The organism is Pantoea sp. JK, assembly GCF_026130245.1.
GTDB lineage: Bacteria > Pseudomonadota > Gammaproteobacteria > Enterobacterales > Enterobacteriaceae > Pantoea > Pantoea trifolii.
On the sequence record NZ_JAINFN010000006.1, the window covers coordinates 15,190 to 33,196 of the forward strand.

The 18,007-nt window shown below is 55.4% G+C and carries 12 protein-coding genes, 1 pseudogene and 1 riboswitch; of the genes and pseudogenes, 10 read left to right on the forward strand and 3 right to left on the reverse strand.

Annotated elements, in window-relative coordinates:
• Positions 1-43: 43 nt before the first annotated feature.
• Both yjbE and pgi read right to left on the reverse strand, forming a co-directional pair.
• Complete coding sequence (gene yjbE, locus PanJK_RS14155) at positions 44-292, reverse strand: exopolysaccharide production protein YjbE (protein WP_008109848.1); 249 nt, start codon at positions 290-292, stop codon at positions 44-46.
• 523 nt (positions 293-815) lie between these two features.
• Positions 816-2,462: a glucose-6-phosphate isomerase gene (gene pgi, locus PanJK_RS14160; RefSeq protein WP_008109851.1), complete on the reverse strand. Its 1,647-nt coding sequence runs from the start codon at positions 2,460-2,462 to the stop codon at positions 816-818.
• 89 nt (positions 2,463-2,551) lie between these two features.
• Here pgi and PanJK_RS14165 point away from each other — a divergent pair, with 89 nt between their 5' ends.
• From PanJK_RS14165 to panS, 4 genes and pseudogenes are all read left to right on the forward strand, one after another.
• Positions 2,552-2,686, forward strand: a complete 135-nt coding sequence (locus PanJK_RS14165; RefSeq protein WP_265300584.1) for a hypothetical protein — start codon at positions 2,552-2,554, stop codon at positions 2,684-2,686.
• A gap of 149 nt (positions 2,687-2,835) precedes the next feature.
• A riboswitch (Lysine riboswitch) is annotated at positions 2,836-3,030 on the forward strand.
• Between the two features lie 112 nt (positions 3,031-3,142).
• Positions 3,143-4,498: a lysine-sensitive aspartokinase 3 gene (gene lysC / locus PanJK_RS14170; RefSeq protein WP_176973482.1), complete on the forward strand. Its 1,356-nt coding sequence runs from the start codon at positions 3,143-3,145 to the stop codon at positions 4,496-4,498.
• 303 nt (positions 4,499-4,801) lie between these two features.
• Positions 4,802-4,954 (forward strand): annotated as a pseudogene (locus PanJK_RS24000) (aquaporin); the annotation flags it as partial.
• A gap of 305 nt (positions 4,955-5,259) precedes the next feature.
• On the forward strand, positions 5,260-6,183 hold the full coding sequence (gene panS / locus PanJK_RS14180) for a ketopantoate/pantoate/pantothenate transporter PanS (RefSeq protein WP_008109856.1): 924 nt from the start codon (positions 5,260-5,262) through the stop codon (positions 6,181-6,183).
• Positions 6,184-6,246: 63 nt separating this feature from the next.
• Here panS and PanJK_RS14185 read toward each other — a convergent pair whose 3' ends face one another.
• Positions 6,247-6,840, reverse strand: a complete 594-nt coding sequence (locus PanJK_RS14185) for a YhgN family NAAT transporter (protein WP_008109858.1) — start codon at positions 6,838-6,840, stop codon at positions 6,247-6,249.
• A gap of 196 nt (positions 6,841-7,036) precedes the next feature.
• On the opposite strand from PanJK_RS14185, the gene asd reads away from it, so the two are divergent.
• From asd to glgP, 6 genes are all read left to right on the forward strand, one after another.
• Positions 7,037-8,146, forward strand: a complete 1,110-nt coding sequence (gene asd, locus PanJK_RS14190; protein WP_008109860.1) for an aspartate-semialdehyde dehydrogenase — start codon at positions 7,037-7,039, stop codon at positions 8,144-8,146.
• Positions 8,147-8,503: 357 nt separating this feature from the next.
• Entirely contained in the window at positions 8,504-10,690 is a 2,187-nt protein-coding gene (gene glgB / locus PanJK_RS14195) for a 1,4-alpha-glucan branching enzyme (RefSeq protein ID WP_256698115.1), read from the forward strand.
• Entirely contained in the window at positions 10,690-12,669 is a 1,980-nt protein-coding gene (gene glgX, locus PanJK_RS14200; protein ID WP_265300589.1) for a glycogen debranching protein GlgX, read from the forward strand. Before glgB ends, glgX begins: the two co-directional genes overlap by 1 nt.
• A 10-nt stretch (positions 12,670-12,679) precedes the next feature.
• Positions 12,680-13,972 carry a glucose-1-phosphate adenylyltransferase gene (gene glgC / locus PanJK_RS14205; protein ID WP_256698117.1) on the forward strand — a complete coding sequence of 431 codons (1,293 nt, stop codon included), beginning with the start codon at positions 12,680-12,682 and terminating at the stop codon, positions 13,970-13,972.
• Between the two features lie 63 nt (positions 13,973-14,035).
• On the forward strand, positions 14,036-15,469 hold the full coding sequence (gene glgA, locus PanJK_RS14210) for a glycogen synthase GlgA (RefSeq protein WP_256698118.1): 1,434 nt from the start codon (positions 14,036-14,038) through the stop codon (positions 15,467-15,469).
• A gap of 21 nt (positions 15,470-15,490) precedes the next feature.
• Complete coding sequence (glgP, locus tag PanJK_RS14215) at positions 15,491-17,938, forward strand: glycogen phosphorylase (protein WP_265300592.1); 2,448 nt, start codon at positions 15,491-15,493, stop codon at positions 17,936-17,938.
• Positions 17,939-18,007 lie beyond the last annotated feature (69 nt).

Sequence of the window (18,007 nt, forward strand, 5' to 3'; positions counted from 1 at the left end):
AAAATAACCACACGGGTGTGTGGTTATGCTTAAAGGTGTTACATCAACGAGTGGTGCTCGTTGTGGTGGTTGTTGTTGTACCGGTATTTGCACCGTCACCGCCGCCAGAAGCAGCAATGCCGAGACCCACTAACGCACCGAGCGCGCCGATACCCACAGCGGTTGACGCGCCAGTTGAGATTGCTCCCGCCTGTGCGCCTGCTGCAGCACCAGCTTCTTCCGGCGCGGCAATCGCAGCGGAAGAAACGGCAACGTAAAGTAAGGCTGCACCGGCAACCATCAGTTTTTTCATGACAACGTTTCCTGCATTTATATGAATCAATGAATGTAGGATTTACCCAGATTTCGGGCGCGTTCAGTATAGGGCAACAAATTACCAGAGTTCAGCATGAGTAAAAGAGGGCAGAAACCAGGGATGTTTCTGGTGATAAATAAGGCGAATTGGCGTTAGCTGCTTTTTTTAAATGCCTTTTTTTGGACTAGTAGAACAACTGCATACCTGGTGATTTCCCGGCAGAATTTTTCACTTTTGCACTAAATATTGGTACGGAATGGGAATAATCGGAATTTGCTCAGCAGGCTTAAATAAAAATCATATATCTATCAGATGGATAAATTATAGGTTGGGTTAAATTAGGTCCATTTTAAAGCGGAGTGATCTGCAGTAGATTGAAGTGAATTACGAATTTCCTTACGCCATTTTAAGAATTTTCTAACCCTATTTAATGCAGTAAAAACAATATTGCGAGTGAGGCGGCCTGGTTGACATAAAAAAAGGCGGCAATTACGCCGCCTTCTGCAAATTAGCCGGGAAATTAACGCCAGGATTTATAGCGATTAATTAAGCCATTGGTGGAGCTATCGTGGCTGCTAATTTCAGCGTCATTTTCCAGCTCTGGCAGAATACGGTTTGCCAGCTGTTTACCCAACTCAACGCCCCATTGGTCAAAGGTGAAGATGTTGAGAATCGCGCCCTGCGTGAAGATCTTGTGCTCATACAGCGCAATTAGTGAACCGAGGCTGAATGGGGTGATTTCACGCAGCAGGATGGAGTTGGTTGGACGGTTACCCTCAAACACCTTGAACGGCACGATGTGCGCGACAGATTCGGCAGATTTACCGGCATCGGTAAACTCTTTCTCTACCACGTCGCGTGACTTACCAAACGCCAGCGCTTCGGTCTGCGCGAAGAAGTTCGACAGCAGCTTCGGATGGTGATCGGTCAGCACGTTGTGGCTCAGCGCCGGTGCGATGAAGTCGCATGGAATCAGTTTGGTGCCCTGATGAATCAACTGGTAGAACGCGTGCTGGCCGTTGGTGCCTGGCTCGCCCCAGATGATTGGGCCAGTCTGGTAATCCACTGGATTGCCTTCACGGTCAACGTATTTACCGTTGGATTCCATGTTGCCTTGCTGGAAGTAAGCAGCAAAGCGATGCATGTACTGGTCGTACGGCAGAATCGCTTCGGTTTCGGCACCAAAGAAGTTGTTGTACCAGATACCGATCAGCGCCAGTAACACCGGCAGGTTCTGCTCGGCAGGCGTATTAGCGAAGTGCTTATCCATCGCGTGTGCGCCGCTCAGCAGCTGCTCGAAGTTCTCAAAGCCGATGGAGAGAATGATCGACAAACCGATAGCTGACCACAGTGAATAGCGGCCGCCAACCCAATCCCAGAACTCGAACATGTTGTCGGTATCGATACCGAATTCACCTACCGCTTTACCGTTGGTCGACAGCGCAGCGAAGTGCTTCGCCACGTGCTGCTGATCGCCGGCGGTTTTCAGGAACCAGTCACGCGCGCTGTGGGCGTTGGTCATGGTCTCTTGGGTGGTGAAGGTTTTTGATGCCACCAGGAACAGCGTGGTTTCCGGGCTGAGATCTTTCAGCGTTTCGGCGATGTGCGTGCCATCGACGTTAGAAACAAAGTGCATGTTGAGGTGGTTTTTGTACGGACGCAGCGCTTCGGTCACCATGAATGGGCCGAGGTCTGAACCGCCGATACCGATGTTCACCACGTCGGTGATGGCTTTACCGGTATAACCTTTCCAGTCACCGCTGATGATGCGCTCGGAGAAGCCTTTCATCTTCGCCAGCACCGCGTTGACTTCCGGCATCACATCTTTGCCGTCCACCACAATTGGCGTGTTGCTGCGGTTACGCAGCGCAACGTGCAGTACTGCGCGCTCTTCGGTGCGGTTGATCTTCTCGCCAGAGAACATCGATTTGATGGCGCCTGCCAGATCGGTCTCTTTAGCCAGCGCCTGTAATTTTTCGAGGGTTTCCTCGGTGATGCGGTTTTTTGAGAAATCCACCAGCATCTGGTCATCGAAAGTGGCAGAGAATTTCGCAAAACGATCGGCATCTTGCGCAAACAGGTCGGCGATTTGCACCGATTTCATCTGTTCAAAATGCTGCTGCAGCGCTTTCCAGGCAGCGGTTTGTGTCGGATTGATATTTTTCATGGCAACACTCTAGTTGAAATAAGAACCGTCATTCCATCCGGGGCATCCTGCTGGCCCGGCATCCATAACACTCTTGCACGGGGAAGAGTATGACCACAGTTACCAATGAAGGGAAAAAATTTGTGACCGTGGCCGCACTGTTTCAGGTAAATCCGGCAGCGATTGTCGGTGCTGCGCCAGGAGAATTCCCTGTGCCGTATCAGAAAAAAGCCGCTTTTGTCTGATTCGGACACTACTTTAGGCCGCGGTTGACGGGCACGTTTGTTCAACGATGCGTTTACCGAAGTGTAAAAGTGAGAAATCCTCAAAGTGCAGGGATGGACAGGGGGGAAAATAATCAGTAATTTATGCGCGCTACTTACACCTCCGGGTGTAAGCCAGAAGAGGCGCGTCGCCCAGGCAGTGTGTTTGAGGATCCGTATCCGCAGAGAACACATCAGGGGGTGTGACGCCGAGGTGGGGCAACACGCGGGGTGTTGCACTGTCGGCTGCAGGGGCTGAATCCTCTGGGTTGTCACCAGAATCGTCCACAGTCGGACGGTTCGCAAGGTGAAGCGCTTTTGGTGACTTGTCTACTACTGATCTTGTCTGCCCAATTCTGCTCTTCTCTTGTGCCTAGGCTGCTACTATGTCTTCCGCCCCAAAACGGAAGAAAGATAACCTGACACGGGGTTCGTAATATGTCCCAAACTCTTATCGTGGCTAAATTTGGCGGCACCAGCGTTGCCGATTTTGATGCTATGAACCGCAGTGCAGATGTTGTGCTGTCGGATGCCAATACGCGTTTAGTGGTGCTCTCAGCCTCCGCTGGCGTCACCAATCTGCTGGTTGCCCTTGCTGAAGGTCAGGAACAAGCGCAGCGCGCTTACCTGCTGGATGAAATCCGCCGCATTCAATACGCCATCATCGATCGTCTGCAATCGCCGGATGTGATCCGCGATGAGATTGATCGCATGCTGGAAAACATCACCATGCTGTCTGAAGCCACTTCGCTGGCGACCTCACATGCGCTGACCGATGAGCTGGTGAGCCACGGTGAGTTGATGTCGACGCTGCTGTTCGTGGAGATTCTGCGTGAGCGTCAGGTCAACAGTGAATGGTTTGACGTGCGTAAAGTGATGCGCACCAGCGATCGTTTTGGTCGCGCAGAACCGGAAGTGGCGACGCTGAAAGAGCTGGCCGCAACACAACTGCAGCCGCGCATTGCGGAAGCGCTAGTGGTAACGCAGGGCTTTATCGGTAGTGAAATCAAAGGCCGCACTACCACGCTCGGTCGTGGCGGCAGCGATTATACCGCTGCGCTGCTGGGCGAAGCGCTGCAGGCCGCACGTATTGATATCTGGACTGATGTGGCCGGTATCTACACCACCGATCCACGCGTGGTGTCCACCGCTAAACGCATCGAAGAAATTACCTTCGAAGAAGCAGCGGAAATGGCGATCTTTGGTGCCAAAGTGCTGCATCCAGCAACGTTGCTGCCCGCCGTACGCAGCGATATCCCGGTATTTGTCGGTTCGAGCAAAGATCCGGCCGCAGGCGGTACGCGCGTCTGCAACGAAACCAAAAATCCACCGCTGTTCCGTGCGCTGGCGCTGCGTCGCAAGCAGACGTTGGTAACGCTGCACAGCCTGAACATGCTGCATGCACATGGCTTCCTTGCCGAGGTGTTTAACATCCTGGCGCGCCACAGTATCTCTGTCGATCTGGTGACCACCTCCGAAGTGAGCGTGGCGCTGACGCTGGACAGCACCGGTTCAACCACCACCGGCGACAGCTTGCTGACCCAGGCGCTGTTGACCGAACTCTCTTCACTGTGCCGTGTGGAAGTGGAAGAGAACCTGGCGCTGGTGGCGATCATCGGCAACAACCTGTCAAAAGCCTGCGGCGTGGGTAAAGAAGTATTCGGCGCACTAGAGCCGTTTAACCTGCGCATGATTTGCTACGGTGCCAGCAGTTATAACCTTTGCTTCCTGGTTCCAACCCCAGATGCGGAAGAAGTGGTACGCGCGCTGCATAAGAATCTTTTTGGTTCTTAAGGCAAATTTTTAGCAGAATGAATTAAGCCGGACATTGTCCGGCTTTTTTATTGATTAAATTTGTTAAATAATATTTTAAGCCCAGCGGCAGCCGCTCTTTCGATCCCGACATTTCTGATGATCCCCATTATAGCTCGCGAGAACCGTCTTTTTTTCGTTGGTATTGCCTAAAAATCACACTAATCTTACATTCGGCGGTTGCGCTTTAATCGCCGAAAACGATAATCGCCGCCGCGAAAACATTAAATTATTTTGATGGATAGATTTGAAAAGATCAGTGGCTGAAAACTCGGCACCTTTGTACTGGTTTTAGGCGGTTGTGGTAGTGCGGTTTTGGCTGCGGCTTTTCCAGAATTAGCTATTGGTTTTGCCGGTGTCGCGCTGGCATTTGGTTTGACGGTGTTGGTGATGGCATTTGCCGTCGGCCATATTTCAGGCGGCCATTTTAACCCGGCGCGCAGCACCGCTGTGGCGATCTTCCAGGGGGTTAGGCGTTGAAACTGCTGTGGATGTTCTGGTTGTTACCGATTATCGGTGCCGCGATTGGTGGTGCGATCTACCGCTTTGTACTGGAAAAAGCAGAGTAACTTCGCCGTATTTCTGCGGATCGGCAGCAGCCGATCCGCATTTTCCCCCGCAAGCGACTTCCCGCCTTACGTCAAGATAATGAAATGTTATGATCCCGCGTCCGTCGCTGTGGTCGTTCCCTGCGCGACATTTCATCTGTGGCAATATAAAAAAATTCCTAAGGAAGTCTGGTTATGCTCGGCAAACTTACCCGCCTGTTCCCGCTCTGGGCCGTGCTGCTCTCGGTCGCTGCTTATTATTCTCCCACCACCTTTCTCGGCATTGGGCCGTGGGTGACTTACCTGCTGATGCTGATCATGTTCGGCATGGGCGTGACGCTAAATATCGATGATTTCAAACGCGTGCTGGTGCGTCCGGCGCCGGTGATCGCCGGTACTTTCCTGCATTATCTGGTGATGCCGCTGGCCGCGTGGGGCCTGGCAAAGCTATTCCAGATGCCACCTGATCTGGCAGCAGGGATGATTCTGGTCGGCAGCGTGGCCAGCGGTACCGCTTCTAACGTGATGATTTATCTGGCGAAGGGCGATGTGGCGCTGTCGGTGACCATCTCATCCGTGTCGGCGCTGGTGGGGGTTTTCGCCACGCCGTTGCTGACTCGCTTCTACGTTGATACGCACATTCAGGTGGATGTGGTGGGCATGCTGCTCAGCATCGTGAAAATCGTGGTGATTCCGATTAGCCTCGGCCTGATTATCCATCACTCCATGAACAGCGTGGTGCGCCGCGTTGAGCCGTATCTGCCGGCGTTTTCAATGGTGTGTATTCTGCTGATCATCAGTGCGGTGGTGGCAGGCAGCCAGGGCTTTATCGGTTCCGTCGGCTTGATGGTGATTGTGGCGGTGATCCTGCACAACGCGATTGGTCTGCTGGGCGGTTATTGGGGTGGCAAGCTGTTTGGCTTCGATGAATCGACCTGCCGCACGCTGGCGCTGGAAGTCGGCATGCAGAACTCAGGTTTGGCGGCGACGCTGGGCAAACTTTACTTCTCGCCGTTGGCTGCACTGCCGGGCGCGCTGTTCTCGGTGTGGCACAACCTGTCAGGTTCGCTGCTGGCCGGTTACTGGTCGGGTAAACCGATCGATAAGAAGCAGAAGTAATTGCGGTTCAAATAAACAGCGGTCGCCATGAATGGCGACCCTACAAAACGCACCTCTCTGCTGTTACAACTTCAGATAGGTGCGAATCCCATCCAGAAACATCTGCGTCGCCAGCATAATCAAAATCAATCCCATCAGGCGCTCCAGCGCGTTAACGCCTTTGTCGCCCAGCAGGCGTAAAAACAGCCCTGACATCAGCAAAATCACCACCGTCACGCCCCACGCGATCAGCAGTGCACCGACCAGATGCGTCATTTGATTAGGATATTGATGCGACAACAGCATCAGCGTCGCCAGCAGCGACGGACCGGCCACCAGCGGGATCGCCAGCGGCACGAGGAACGGCTCTTCACCGGCCGGTAAGCCGCTGGAGCTGCTCTCCTCGGAAGGGAATATCATGCGAATGGCGATCAGGAACAGAATGATGCCGCCAGAGATCGACACGGTTTCGGTGCGCAGATTAAGAAACGCCAGAATGCGTTCACCGGCGAATAAAAACAGCAGCATCAGAATCAGCGCGATCAGCATTTCGCGCATCAGCACCACGCGGCGGCGTTTGGGTTCCAGATGCTTCAGTACCGACATGAAAATCGGCAGGTTGCCCAGCGGGTCCATAATCAACAACAGCAATATGGTCGCGGATATCATTTCAGTCATGTTGGGTTAGCCATTATTAGTTGTACTGCTGAAAAAGTTAACGCAATCGAATTAATTCACTTGCCAGAAGTGCTGCATTTTGTAGAGTTGACGGTCATAGGTAAACCTGATTATTACGCAGACTGGCACGATTATTCGGCCAGTCTTTTCCTTGCACCACACGGCCTCTTTCGAGAGCACCCGAGACGGACAGAAAATGAAGAATGTAGGTTTTATTGGTTGGCGTGGCATGGTCGGCTCAGTGCTGATGTCACGCATGAGCGAAGAACGCGATTTTGATGTCATCAATCCGGTCTTCTTCTCCACGTCACAGCTTGGTCAGGCGGCACCAACATTCGGCGGTAAGTCGACCGGTGCGCTGCAGGATGCTTTTGATATCGAGGCGCTGAAGGCGCTGGATATTATTATCACCTGCCAGGGCGGCGATTACACCAGTGAAGTCTATCCGAAGCTGCGCGAAAGCGGCTGGCAGGGTTACTGGATTGATGCGGCTTCCACGCTGCGCATGAAAGATGACGCCATCATCATTCTCGATCCGGTTAACCATAATGTGATTCGTCAGGGCCTCGACAACGGCATCAAAACCTTTGTTGGCGGTAACTGCACCGTCAGCCTGATGCTGATGTCACTGGGCGGTCTGTTTGCGAACGATCTGGTTGAGTGGGCGTCGGTTGCTACGTATCAGGCGGCATCGGGCGGCGGCGCGCGTCATATGCGTGAACTGCTGACGCAGATGGGCATGCTGCACGATCACGTGGCGAAATCCCTGCAGGATCCGGCGTCGGCGATTCTGGATATCGAACGCAGCGTGACCGATTTCACTCGCTCTGGCACCTTGCCAACCGACAACTTCGGCGTACCGCTGGCAGGCAGCCTGATTCCGTGGATCGACAAGCAGCTGGATAACGGCCAAAGCCGCGAAGAGTGGAAAGGCCAGGCGGAAACCAACAAAATTCTGCGCACCAGCAATGTGATTCCGGTTGATGGCCTGTGCGTACGCGTTGGCGCGCTGCGCTGCCACAGCCAGGCATTCACTCTGAAGCTGAAAAAAGACCTGCCGCTGAGCGAAATCGAACAGCTGCTGGCTTCACATAACGAGTGGGTGAAAGTGGTGCCAAACGATCGCGAAATCACCATGCGCGAACTGACACCCGCCGCCGTCACCGGTACCTTGACCACGCCAGTGGGTCGCCTGCGCAAACTGAATATGGGACCGGAATACCTTTCCGCCTTCACCGTAGGCGATCAGTTACTGTGGGGCGCGGCTGAACCGCTGCGTCGTATGCTGCGTCTGCTGATCGACTAAGCGCAGCGGCAAACCAGACAGGCCGGGGTTTCCCGGCCTTTTTTTAGTAATCCAAGCTGCAAAAAGTCATGCAAATTGTGCCTGACAAGTGATCCGCTTCCCCTTTTTGCTTACCCGATAAGTATTTTTCACGATCCTCCCTGGTTTCTGCTGTCCCCAAGCTATGATTTAACAGAGATGTGCCGGTTGTTAACTGTTTTTGTTTTTTCGAACTGAATGGTTGTTGTACACGGTGAAGATCTTTCCCACGGACGGTTGTGTCCTCGCGGTGTACCTATGGCTCAATGAAAAGCAGCGCACCCGAGGCGATAATCCTGCCGACTCGGGTCGCCTGCGCAAAATCATAGGAAGAAAGTCATGTCAGAGCTTCCCGATCGCCAGGCGATCAATGCCCTTTTTGCCGGGAATTATGCCGATCCCTTTTCACTACTGGGAATGCACCAAACTGCCCAGGGCCTTGAAGTGCGTGCGCTGCTGCCCGATGCCTCCGATGTTTGGGTGATTGAAACCAATACTGGACGCAAATGCGCCCAGCTTACCTGCCTCGACTCACGCGGTTTCTTCTGTGGCGTGATTCCGCGCCGAAAAAACCGGTTTGGCTATCAGCTGGCGGTGAACTGGCACGGCCAGCAAAACCTGATTGATGATGCCTATCGCTTCGGCCCGCTGCTGGAGGAGATGGATGCCTGGTTATTGGGTGAAGGCACGCATCTACGTCCTTACGAAACCCTCGGCGCGCACGGTACCACCATTGACGGCGTACACGGCACGCGCTTCGCCGTTTGGGCACCTAACGCGCGTCGCGTATCGGTGGTGGGCGAGTTCAACTTCTGGGATGGCCGACGCCATCCGATGCGTTTTCGCCGTGAACTCGGCGTTTGGGAACTGTTCATACCGGGCGCGGTGAACGGCCAGCTGTATAAGTTTGAAATCGTCGATAATTCCGGCCAGATGCGCATCAAAGCCGATCCCTTCGCCTTTGAAGCGCAAATGCGTCCACAAACCGCCTCGATGATCTGCGGGCTGCCGCCGAAAACCGAGATGCAGCCACGGCGCAAAGCCGCCAATGGATTTGACCAGCCGATTTCGATTTATGAAGTGCATCTCGGTTCATGGCGACGTCACACCGACAACAATTTCTGGCTCAGCTACAAAGAGCTGGCGGAGCAGCTCATCCCTTACGTCAAAGAGATGGGATTCACCCATATCGAACTGATGCCGATTAACGAACATCCGTTTGACGGCAGCTGGGGCTATCAGCCGCTCGGCATGTATGCGCCGACGCGCCGTTTTGGCACGCGCGATGAGTTCCGCCATTTCATTGCCGCCGCGCATGATGCCGGCATTAATGTGCTGCTCGATTGGGTGCCCGGCCACTTCCCAAGTGATGATTTCGGCCTGGCGAAGTTCGATGGCACCGAACTCTACGAACACAGCGATCCGCGCGAAGGTTTTCATCAGGACTGGAATACGCTGATCTACAATTTTGGTCGCCGTGAAGTCAGCAATTATCTCTCCGGCAACGCCTTGTACTGGATGGAGCGCTTTGGCATTGATGGGCTGCGCGTCGATGCGGTGGCGTCAATGATCTACCGCGATTACAGCCGCGCCGAAGGCGAATGGGTGCCAAACCACTTTGGTGGGCGCGAAAACCTCGAAGCGATTTCGTTCCTGCGTCATACCAACCGCATTCTGGGCCGCGCTGCGCCCGGCAGCGTCACGGTAGCCGAAGAGTCCACCGATTATCCTGGCGTTACGCGTCCTTCGGAAGATGGCGGCCTCGGCTTCTGGTTTAAATGGAATCTGGGCTGGATGCACGACACGCTGGATTACATGAAACTCGATCCGGTACATCGTCGCTACCATCATCAGCTGATGACCTTCGGCATGCTCTACAACTACACCGAAAACTTTGTGCTGCCGCTGTCGCACGACGAAGTGGTGCACGGCAAACGTTCGATCCTCGATCGCATGCCCGGCGATGCCTGGCAGAAGTTCGCCAACCTGCGCGCCTATTACGGCTGGATGTGGGGCTTCCCCGGCAAGAAGCTGCAATTTATGGGCAATGAATTTGCTCAGGGACGCGAGTGGAACCACGACACGAGCCTCGACTGGCATCTGCTGGAAGGCGAGGATAACTGGCACAACGGCGTGCATCGTCTGGTACGCGATCTCAACCACACTTATCGCCATTTCGCGCCGCTGCATCAGCTCGATTTTGATGGGCAAGGTTTTGAGTGGCTGGTGGTCGATGACCATGAGAATTCGGTGTTCGTGTTTGTGCGCCGCGATCGCGAGGGCAATGAGATCATCGTGGTCAGCAACTTTACGCCGGTAGCGCGTCCGCACTATCGCTTTGGCGTCAATCAGCGTGGCGGCTGGCGCGAGATCATGAATACCGACCAGCACGATTATCACGGCAGCGACACGCGCAATCATGGTGTGGTGCACACCGATGAGATTGAAAGCCACGGTCGGCCGCAGTCGCTGAGTTTGACCTTACCGCCGTTGGCAACGCTTTGGCTGGTGCGGGAGAGCGACTGATGCTGGAGCAGGGGCAGCCGGAACCCTTAGGTGCGCACTATGATGGGCATGGCGTTAATTTCACGCTGTTCTCCCAGCATGCTGAACGCGTTGAACTCTGCCTGTTCGACGCGCACGGTGCTGAGCGCCGTTACGCGCTGCCCGCGCACAGCGGTGATATCTGGCACGGCTATTTCCCCGCGCTGAAGCCCGGCCAGCGCTATGGCTATCGCGTACACGGTCCGTGGGCACCGCAGCAGGGACATCGCTTTAATCCCGCCAAGCTTTTGGTCGATCCCTGTGCCAAAGCAGTAACGGATGAAGTGGTGGACGACGCGCGTTTCAACGGCGGTGAACGTGAACCGGATGGTGCCGACAACGCTGCCATCGCGCCGAAATCGCTGGTGATTGCCGAAGATTTTGACTGGGAAGGCGATTGCGCGCCGTGCACGCCGTGGGGCAACACGGTGATCTACGAAGCGCATGTGCGCGGCTTAACGCAGCAGCATCCGGAAATTCCGGAAAGGCTGCGCGGCACTTATGCGGCGCTGGGTCATCCTGCTATGGTGAAGTACCTGCGCCATCTCGGCATCACCGCGCTTGAGCTGTTGCCGATTGCTCAATTCACCAGCGAGCCGCGCCTGCGCCGCTTAGGGTTGAGTAATTACTGGGGTTATAACCCGTTTGCCTTGTGGGCGGTGGATGCGCGTTACGCCTCGGGCGAAAACGGTTTAACGCCGTTGCAGGAGTTTCAGCAGGCGGTCAAAGCGCTGCACGCGGCGGGCATCGAAGTGATTCTCGATGTGGTGTTCAACCACACCGCCGAGCTGGAAGAGATCGGGCCAACGATTTCGCTGCGCGGCGTGGATAACGCCAGCTATTACTGGCTGGATGGCAACGGCGAATACCAAAACTGGACCGGCTGCGGCAACACGCTGAACCTCAGCCATCCGCAGGTGATGGCGTGGGCGCTGGAAGCACTGCGCTACTGGGTGCGCGTTTGCCATGTTGATGGTTTCCGCTTTGACCTCGCCAGCGTGTTGGGGCGCACGCCGGAATTTCATCAGGATGCGCCGCTGTTTGCCGCCATCAAAGCCTGTCCGTTGCTCTCTAAGGTGAAGCTGATTGCCGAGCCATGGGACATCGGTCCCGGCGGTTATCAGGTCGGCAACTTTCCGCCGGACTTCGCCGAGTGGAACGACCATTTTCGCGATGCGGCACGCCGTTACTGGCTGCAGGGTCAACTGAATAATGGCGATTTCGCCCGCCGTTTTGCCGCATCCAGCGACGTTTTCCAGCGTGAGGCGCGTCTGCCGCACGCCAGCATCAATCTGATTACCGCTCACGACGGTTTCACGCTGCGTGATGTGGTGAGCTTCAACAACAAACACAATCAGGCCAACGGCGAAGACAATCGCGACGGCAGCAGCAGTAACTTCAGCCATAACCACGGCAAAGAGGGGCTGCAGGTTAATTTCGATATTGTCGAACGGCGGCGGCGTAGCGTGCATGGCTTGCTGACCACGCTGCTGCTGGCGCAGGGCACGCCGATGCTGCTGGCGGGTGACGAACGCGGTCATAGCCAGCACGGTAACAACAACGCCTATTGCCAGGACAATCCGCTGACCTGGTTGAACTGGCAACAGGATGATTTTGGCCTGGTCGACTTCACTGCTGCGTTAATCCGCCTGCGTCAGCGCATTCCCGCGTTGACGCAGGATCGCTGGTGGCAGGAGGGCGATGGCAGCGTGCAGTGGTGCAATGCCAGCGGCACACCACTGGAAGCCGAGCAGTGGGAACAGGGGACGCACAGAATGCAGATCCTGCTCTCCGGCCGCTGGTTAATAACAATAAATGCCACGGAATCGGTGAGTGATATCGCCTTACCAGACGGAGAGTGGCGTGCCATTCCTCCTTTCGCCGGGGAAGATAACCCCATCCTGACAACTGTCTGGCACGGTCCCGCACACGGTGTGTGTGTGTTCCTAAAGCAATCATAAGGAGTCAGACATGGTGAAATTAGATAGAACAGATCATCTGATGCTGGCGCGCCAGCTCCCTACACAAACGGTTGCCCTGATCCTTGCTGGCGGGCGCGGTACGCGCCTGAAAGATCTCACCGCGAAACGCGCCAAACCTGCCGTGCACTTCGGTGGCAAGTTCCGCATCATCGACTTTGCGCTGTCCAACTGCATCAACTCGGGCATTCGGCGCATCGGCGTGATCACCCAATATCAGTCACATACGCTGGTGCAGCACATCCAGCGCGGCTGGTCGCTGTTCAACGAAGAGATGAACGAGTTTGTCGATCTGTTGCCGGCACAGCAGCGTGCCGCTACCGAACACTGGTATCGCGGCACGGCCGATGCGGTGACGCAGAACCTCGACATTATTCGCCGCTACAACGCGCAGTACATCGTGATACTCGCCGGGGATCACATCTACAAAATGGATTACTCGCGCATGTTGCTCGACCATGTCGATCGCGGCGCGAAATGCACCATCGCCTGCTTACCGGTGCCGTTGGCCGAAGCCACGGCGTTTGGGGTGATGGCGGTGGATGCCGAAAACAACGTGGTCGATTTTGTTGAAAAACCGCCGAAGCCGCCGTCAATGCCGGGTGATGACAGCCGCGCGCTGGCCAGCATGGGCATTTACGTGTTCAACGCCGATTACCTGTATCAACTGCTGGAAGAGGACCTGCAAGTGGCCGATTCCAGCCACGATTTCGGCAAAGATCTGCTGCCGAAAATCGTCGCCAGCGGCGAAGCGTATGCGCACTCCTTCACGCTCTCCTGCGTGCAGGTGGATGAAAACGCCGAGCCGTACTGGCGCGACGTCGGGACGCTGGAAGCTTACTGGCGCGCCAATCTCGATTTGGCGTCGGTTACGCCCGAGCTGGATATGTACGACCACAGCTGGCCGATTCGTACCCACATGGAGCCGCTGCCGCCGGCGAAATTTGTTCAGGATCGATCCGGCAGCCACGGCATGACAATGAATTCGCTGGTGTCGGGCGGCTGCATCATCTCCGGTTCGGTGGTGGTGAATTCGGTGCTGTTCCCGCGCATTCGCATCAACTCGTTTTGCAACATTGATTCCGCAGTGCTGCTGCCTGATGTGGTGGTTGGCCGATCGTGTCGTCTGCGTCGCTGCGTGATCGATCGCGCCTGCGAGCTACCAGAAGGCATGGTCATTGGCGAAAACCCCGACGAAGACAGCCGTCGTTTTTACCGTTCTGAAGAGGGCATCGTACTGGTGACGCGCGCCATGCTGGCCAAATTGGCCGGAGGCGGTCAGTAAGTGACGAAAGATTATAGAGAAAATTGCCGCGTGGAACGTGTGCGATAACAATAGGGGTTCAGGATGCAGGTTTTACATGTCTGTTCAGAGCTTTTCCCGCTGTTGAAAACCGGCGGACTGGCTGATGTCGTCGGTGCATTACCACAGGCGCAAATAGCCGATGGTACGGATGCGCGGGTGTTGATTCCCGCCTATCCGGATCTGCGTAAAGGAATTCCTGATACTGAGGTCCTGGCGGAGTTGCAAACTTTCGCCGGACCGGTACGCTTACTTTTTGGACAATTTAACGGCGTTGGTATTTATTTAATCGATGCGCCGGGATTGTATGAACGTCCCGGCAGCCCGTATCACGATACCTCGCAGTTTGCTTACGTGGATAACTATCTGCGTTTTGCGCTGCTGGGCTGGATGGGCGCCGAGATTGCCAGCGGGTTAGATACGGATTGGCAGCCGGATATCGTGCACGCGCATGACTGGCATGCAGGCTTAACCTGCGCCTATATCGCCGCGCGCGGTCGTCCGGCAAAAACGGTGTTCACCGTGCATAATCTGGCGTATCAAGGGCTGTTTTCTGCGCGTCATCTGGATGAGATCCAGATCCCGCGCGCCTTCTTTGACATGCATGGACTGGAGTTCTTCGGGCAAATTTCTTACCTCAAGGCGGGCCTGTTTTATGCCGATCATATAACGGCGGTCAGCCCGACTTACGCGCTGGAGATCACCCGACCGGAATTTGGTTACGGCATGGAAGCGCTACTCGAGCAGCGACTGCGTGAAGGACGACTGAGCGGGATTTTGAACGGCGTCGATCCGGGCATTTGGGACCCGGCGCACGATCTGCTGCTCACCGCGCGCTACGACAGCGAAACGCTGGAGAGCAAAGCGGAAAACAAGCGCCAGCTGCAAATTGCCATGGGCCTGAAGGTGGATGATAAGGCGCCGGTGTTCTGCGTTATCAGCCGTCTGACCAAACAGAAAGGGCTGGATCTGGTGCTGGAAGCGCTGCCGGGTTTGCTAGCGCAGGGCGGACAGCTGGTGCTGCTCGGTCAGGGTGATGCCGAGCTGCAGCAAGGTTTCCTGGCGGCGGCGGCCGAACATCCGGGCCGCGTTGGCGTGCAGATTGGCTATCACGAAGCCTTCTCGCACCGCATTGTCGGCGGCGCGGATGTGATTATGGTGCCGAGCCGTTTTGAGCCGTGCGGCTTAACCCAGCTGTACGGTTTGAAATATGGCACGCTGCCGCTGGTGCGTCGCACCGGTGGACTGGCGGATACGGTGCAAGACAGCTCGCTTGAGAACCTGGCGGATGGTGTTGCCAGCGGTTTCACCTTTGAAGACAGTAATGCCTGGTCGCTGCTGCGGGCGATTCGGCGCGCATTTGTTCTGTGGTCTCGTCCTGCACTCTGGCGCTACGTTCAGCGGCAGGCGATGGGGATGGATTTTAGTTGGCAGGTGGCAGCACAAGCCTACCGCGATCTTTATCAACGTTTGCTGTAATGAGAGATTGGGATACTTGATATGAATGCACCTTTCACCTATGCCTCACCCACGCTGACGGTTGATGCACTGAAGCACTCAATTGCCTATAAGCTGATGTTTACTATTGGTAAAGATCCATCGATTGCGAATAAGCATGAGTGGCTTAACGCCGCGCTGCTGGCGGTGCGTGATCGCATGGTGGAACGCTGGTTGCGCTCCAGCCGCGCGCAGCTCTCGCAGGATGTGCGACAGGTTTATTATCTGTCGATGGAGTTCCTGATGGGGCGCACGCTCGGCAATGCGTTGCTGGCGATGGGCATTTATGAGGATCTCAATCAGGCGCTGGAGGAGATGGGCCTCGATCTCAGCGAGCTGATGGAAGAGGAGAACGATCCCGGCCTCGGCAACGGCGGTTTGGGTCGTTTAGCGGCCTGTTTCCTCGATTCGCTCGCCACGCTCGGTTTACCGGGGCGCGGTTACGGCATCCGTTACGATTACGGCATGTTTAAGCAGAATATCGTTGACGGGCAGCAGCGCGAATCGCCGGATTACTGGCTGGAGTACGGCAATCCGTGGGAGTTTCAGCGCTTTAACACGCGCTACAAAGTGCGCTTCGGTGGCCGTCTGCAACACGAAGGCGCGCGAGTGCGCTGGGTGGAAACCGAGGAGATTGTGGCGATGGCCTACGATCAAATCATTCCCGGTTTTGATACCGATGCCACCAACACGCTGCGTCTGTGGGGGGCGCAGGCCAGTAACGAAATCAACCTCGGTAAGTTCAATCAGGGCGATTACTTCGCTGCGGTAGAAGATAAAAACCACTCGGAAAACGTGTCACGCGTGCTCTATCCCGATGACTCCACCTATTCAGGCCGCGAACTGCGTCTGCGTCAGGAGTATTTCCTCGTCTCCTCGACGGTGCAGGATATTCTCAATCGTCACTGGCAGATGCATGAAACATGGGACAATCTGCCGGACAAAATCGCCATCCACCTGAATGATACGCATCCGGTGTTGGCGATCCCGGAACTGATGCGAATACTGATCGACGAGCAGAAATTCAGCTGGGACGATGCCTTTGAAGTGACCTGTCAGGTGTTCTCCTACACCAACCACACGCTGATGACCGAAGCGCTGGAAACCTGGCCGGTGGATATGATCGGCAAGATCCTGCCGCGTCATCTCAGCATCATCTTTGAAATCAACGACTACTTCCTGAAAACCATCCAGGAATACTATCCGGATGATTGGGAGCTGTTAGCGCGCATCTCGATCATCGACGAAAACGATGGCCGCCGCATTCGTATGGCATGGCTGGCGGTGGTGGTGAGCCACAAGGTTAACGGTGTATCGGAGCTGCACTCCAACTTGATGGTGCAATCGCTGTTCGCTGACTTCGCGCGTCTGTTCCCTGGCCGTTTCTGCAATAAAACCAACGGCGTGACGCCACGTCGCTGGCTGGCGCTGGCCAATCCGGCGCTCTCCGACGTGCTGGATGAGGCGATTGGCCGCAACTGGCGTACCGATCTCGGCCAGCTCAATGAACTGACCACGCAGGTCGATTATCCGGCCTTTATCGAACAGATCGCCGACGCCAAGTTCGCCAACAAGAAACGCCTGGCGGATTGGGTGGCGAAGAACATGGATATCGTGCTTGATCCCCATGCGCTGTTCGATGTGCAGATTAAGCGCATCCACGAGTACAAACGTCAGCTGCTGAACGTGCTGCACGTGATTACGCGCTACAACCGCATCAAGGCCGATCCCAACGCCGAATGGGTGCCGCGCGTCAACATCTTCGCCGGCAAAGCGGCATCGGCCTATTACGTGGCGAAGCACATCATTCACCTGATCAACGATGTCGCCAATGTGATCAACAACGATCCGCAGGTGAAGAACAAGCTGAAGGTGGTGTTCATTCCAAACTATGGCGTGAGCCTGGCGCAGATCATTATTCCGGCGGCGGATCTCTCCGAGCAGATTTCAACGGCGGGAACTGAAGCCTCAGGCACCAGTAACATGAAGTTTGCGCTGAACGGCGCGTTAACCATCGGCACACTGGATGGCGCAAACGTTGAGATGCTGGAGCATGTCGGCAAGGAGAATATCTTTATCTTCGGCAACACCACGCCGCAGGTCGAGAAGCTGCGCACCGACGGCTACAACCCTCGTAAGTATTACGAGGACGATCCCGAGCTGCATCAAGCGCTGACGCAAATCGCCAGCGGCGTGTTCAGCCCGCAGGAGCCAGGTCGTTACCGTAATCTGTTTGATGCACTGGTGAACTTCGGCGATCACTATCAGCTGCTGGCGGATTACCGTAGCTATGTGGATACGCAGGACAAGGTGGACAAGCTTTATCGTCAGCCGGACAAGTGGCAGCGCAGCGCAGCGCTGAATATCGCCAATATGGGTTATTTCTCGTCGGACCGCACCATTCAGGAGTATGCGGATGAGATCTGGCACATTTCGCCAGTGAGATTGTAAGGCGAGGGTTGCAAACCAGGTCGCCATGAATGGCGACCCTACGAAAACCGCATTGAGCCATTTGTAGGG

Coding starts and splice junctions, on each gene's coding strand:
- glgX (WP_265300589.1), top strand. CDS start 10,690: ATGCTGGAGCAGGGGCAGCCGGAACCCTTAGGTGCGCACTATGATGGG.
- asd (WP_008109860.1), top strand. CDS start 7,037: ATGAAGAATGTAGGTTTTATTGGTTGGCGTGGCATGGTCGGCTCAGTG.
- PanJK_RS14185 (WP_008109858.1), bottom strand. CDS start 6,840: ATGACTGAAATGATATCCGCGACCATATTGCTGTTGTTGATTATGGAC.
- glgC (WP_256698117.1), top strand. CDS start 12,680: ATGGTGAAATTAGATAGAACAGATCATCTGATGCTGGCGCGCCAGCTC.
- panS (WP_008109856.1), top strand. CDS start 5,260: ATGCTCGGCAAACTTACCCGCCTGTTCCCGCTCTGGGCCGTGCTGCTC.
- PanJK_RS14165 (WP_265300584.1), top strand. CDS start 2,552: ATGACCACAGTTACCAATGAAGGGAAAAAATTTGTGACCGTGGCCGCA.
- glgP (WP_265300592.1), top strand. CDS start 15,491: ATGAATGCACCTTTCACCTATGCCTCACCCACGCTGACGGTTGATGCA.
- pgi (WP_008109851.1), bottom strand. CDS start 2,462: ATGAAAAATATCAATCCGACACAAACCGCTGCCTGGAAAGCGCTGCAG.
- glgA (WP_256698118.1), top strand. CDS start 14,036: ATGCAGGTTTTACATGTCTGTTCAGAGCTTTTCCCGCTGTTGAAAACC.
- glgB (WP_256698115.1), top strand. CDS start 8,504: ATGTCAGAGCTTCCCGATCGCCAGGCGATCAATGCCCTTTTTGCCGGG.
- lysC (WP_176973482.1), top strand. CDS start 3,143: ATGTCCCAAACTCTTATCGTGGCTAAATTTGGCGGCACCAGCGTTGCC.
- yjbE (WP_008109848.1), bottom strand. CDS start 292: ATGAAAAAACTGATGGTTGCCGGTGCAGCCTTACTTTACGTTGCCGTT.